Raw genomic sequence first — 3325 nt, 5'->3', positions numbered from 1 at the left:
ACCCGCACCTTTGAAAACATCTTCCGCCGCGAGGGTGTGAACGCTGCCATCATCGAAGGCGACAGCTTTCACCGTCACGACCGCAAAGACATGAAGCTCAAGGCTGCCGAGGCCGAGCAGGCGGGCAACAAGAACTTTAGCCACTTTGGGCCCGAGAACAATCTGTTTGCCGAACTGGAAGCCCTGTTTCGCGACTACGCTTCCACCGGCACCGGCAAGCGCCGCAAATACCTGCACGACCCCGAAGAGGCCGCCCCGTACCAGCAGGAGCCTGGCACCTTCACCCCGTGGGAAGATGTGCCCCAGGAGACCGACTTGCTGTTTTATGAAGGCCTGCATGGCGCGGTGGTCACGCCCGAGATCAACATCGCCCGGCACCCCGACCTGCTGGTCGGCGTGGTGCCCGTCATCAATCTGGAGTGGATTCAAAAGCTCTACCGCGACAAGTCCAAGCGCGGCTACAGCACCGAGGCCGTGACCGACACCATCCTGCGCCGCATGCCCGACTACGTGAACTACATTTGCCCGCAGTTCATGCACACCCATGTCAACTTCCAGCGCGTGCCGATGGTGGATACCTCCAACCCCTTCATCGCGCGCGACATTCCCTCGCCCGACGAGAGCCTGGTGGTGATCCGCTTTGCCCAGCCCAAGGGCATCGACTTTCAGTATTTGCTCAACATGATCCACGACAGCTTCATGAGCCGCGCCAACACCATCGTGGTGCCGGGCGGCAAGATGGAGCTGGCCATGCAGCTGATCTTCACGCCGTTTGTGTGGCGAATGATGGAGCGCCGCAAGCGCGCGCTGGGAGCGAACTGACATGCTGGAGAACCGCACCATGAACACCCCTGCGCCTGAATTCGCCCGCCAGATGGCCAACGCCATCCGCATGCTTGCCGTCGATGCGGTCGAAAAAGCCAAGTCCGGTCACCCCGGCGCCCCCATGGGCATGGCTGACATTGCCGAAGTATTGTGGAACCGGCACCTGAAGCACAACCCGGCCAACCCGCAGTGGCCCGACCGCGACCGTTTTGTGCTGAGCAACGGCCACGGCTCCATGCTGATTTACGCGCTGCTGCACCTGACCGGCTATGACCTGCCGATGTCGGAACTGAAAAACTTCCGCCAGCTGCACAGCAAAACCGCTGGCCACCCCGAGGTGGGGGTGACGCCGGGCGTGGAAACCACAACCGGCCCGCTGGGCCAGGGCCTCGCCAATGCAGTGGGCATGGCGCTGGCTGAAAAGCTGCTCGCCGATGAGTTCAACCGCGAGGAAGACGGCGTCGAGTACTGCATCGTCGACCACTTCACCTATGCCTTCATGGGCGATGGTTGCCTGATGGAAGGCATCAGCCACGAGGCCTGTTCGCTGGCCGGCACGCTGCGCCTGTCCAGGCTGATCGCGCTGTACGACGACAACGGCATTTCGATTGACGGGCACGTCGAAGGCTGGTTCACCGATGACACGCCCAAGCGCTTTGAGGCCTACGGCTGGAACGTCATCCCGGCGGTGGACGGGCACAATCCCGCCGCTGTTGATGCGGCCATTCGGGCTGCAAAAGCCCAGGCCGTCATGCTGAACGGCAAGCCGACGCTGATCTGCTGCAAAACCGTAATTGGCATGGGCTCGCCCAACAAAGCCGGTACGCACGACGTGCATGGCGCCGCGCTGGGCGCTGCCGAAGTGGCCGCCACCCGCGGGGCGCTGGGCTGGACCGCCGCGCCGTTTGAAATTCCGGCCGAGATCGCTTGCGCCTGGAATGCCGTGGAACGCGGTCAGAGCGCGGAAAAGGCCTGGCGCCTGCGCTTTGAGGCCTACCGCACCCTCTACCCGCTGGAGGCGGCCGAGTTCGAGCGCCGCATGGCCGGTGATTTGCTGCCGGACTTTGCCAGCAAACTGCCCGAGCTGCTGGCCGTCATTGCCGCCAAGCCCGACGCATTCGCAACCCGTAAATCCAGCCAGAACGCGCTCGATGCGCTGGCGCCGCTGCTGCCCGAATTCTTTGGCGGCAGCGCGGATTTGACCGGCTCCAATCTCACCAATTTCAAGGGCTGCGTCAAAGCGGGCCGTGACCACTGGGGCAACCATCTCAGCTACGGCGTGCGCGAGTTCGGCATGGCTGCCATCATGAACGGCATGGCGCTGCACGGCGGCTACATCCCCTACGGCGGCACCTTTTTGACGTTCAGCGACTACAGCCGCAACGCCATCCGCATGGCCGCGCTCATGAAGCTGCGCGTGATTCATGTGTTCACCCACGACAGCATTGGCCTGGGCGAAGACGGCCCGACGCACCAAAGCGTGGAGCACATTCCCAGCCTGCGCATCATTCCGGGTCTGGACGTGTGGCGGCCGGCCGATGGCCTGGAAACGGCTGTGGCCTGGGCCTGCGCGCTGGAGCGCAAGGATGGCCCCAGCGCGCTGTGCCTGTCGCGCCAGAATCTGCCGCGTTTGACCGAAGTGAGCATGGTCGACGCGATCCGCCGGGGCGGCTATGTGCTGTCGGATATGCCTGGCGCGCAAGCCGTGATCGTGTCTACCGGCTCGGAGCTGGAACTGGCCATGCAAGCGCAGGCGAGGCTGGCGGGGGAGGGCATTGCCACCCGCGTGGTGTCCATGCCCTCGACCTCCGTCTTTGACCGCCAGACCGAGGCTTACCAGGAAACGGTGCTCCCTCTGAGCCTGCCCACCGTAGCCATCGAGGCCGCGCATCCCGACTTTTGGCGCAAGTATGTGGGCCGCACCGGTGTGGTGGTGGGCATCGCCAGCTTTGGTGAATCGGCCCCGGCCAAGGACTTGTACGCCCACTTCGGCATCACCGCCCAGCGTGTGGTGGAGGCCGTGCGCACCCTGGCGCACCGTGCGGCGCACAGGCACGAAATGCCCGTGCCCAACCAGATCGTTTTGTCAAATAACTGAGGACCTGCCCGTCATGAACCTGCCCTTTGATTTGGTCATGTTTGACCTGGACGGAACGCTGATAGAAACGGCTCCGGAAATCTGCGACGCCGTCAACGACACCTTGCGCCGCTTTGATCTGCCTGCGGTGACGCAACAGCAAGTCAACGACTGGATAGGCCACGGCACGCGTGAGCTGCTGATTCAGGCCTTGGCGTACAGCGGAAAGGCGGATGTCGCAGCGGTGCGGGTCAGCGACAGTTTTACGCTGATTGCGGCCGAGTTCGACACACATTACCAGCGCCGCTGTGGCACCCGCAGCCACCTGTATCCGCAAGTGCGCGAAGCACTGACCGGGTTGCGCGCGCGCGGCGTCAAGCTGGCGGTGGTGACCAACAAGGAAGGCCGCTACACCGCCACCGT

The 3325-nt window shown here is 63.6% G+C and carries 3 protein-coding genes; all 3 read left to right on the top strand.

What is annotated here, in order from left to right:
• Positions 1 to 822 (top strand): phosphoribulokinase (locus Q8K05_RS16725; protein ID WP_305247744.1); only part of this gene is annotated, 822 nt, incomplete at its 5' end.
• Between the two features lie 19 nt (positions 823 to 841).
• A complete protein-coding gene (tkt, locus tag Q8K05_RS16720; RefSeq protein ID WP_305247743.1) occupies positions 842 to 2923 on the top strand; it encodes a transketolase in 2082 nt (693 codons plus the stop codon).
• A 13-nt stretch (positions 2924 to 2936) separates the two neighbouring features.
• A partial coding sequence (locus Q8K05_RS16715) for an HAD hydrolase-like protein (RefSeq protein WP_305247742.1) occupies positions 2937 to 3325 on the top strand: 389 nt, incomplete at its 3' end.

Source organism: Polaromonas sp. (assembly GCF_030682935.1).
Taxonomy (GTDB): domain Bacteria; phylum Pseudomonadota; class Gammaproteobacteria; order Burkholderiales; family Burkholderiaceae_C; genus Polaromonas.
The sequence above is the reverse complement of the archived record's forward strand: the minus strand, read 5'-3'. Positions and strand labels throughout refer to the sequence as shown.

What these genes read in the sequence shown, in the direction of transcription:
- tkt (WP_305247743.1), top strand. Translation starts at nt 842, where the DNA reads ATGAACACCCCTGCGCCTGAATTCGCCCGCCAGATGGCCAACGCCATC.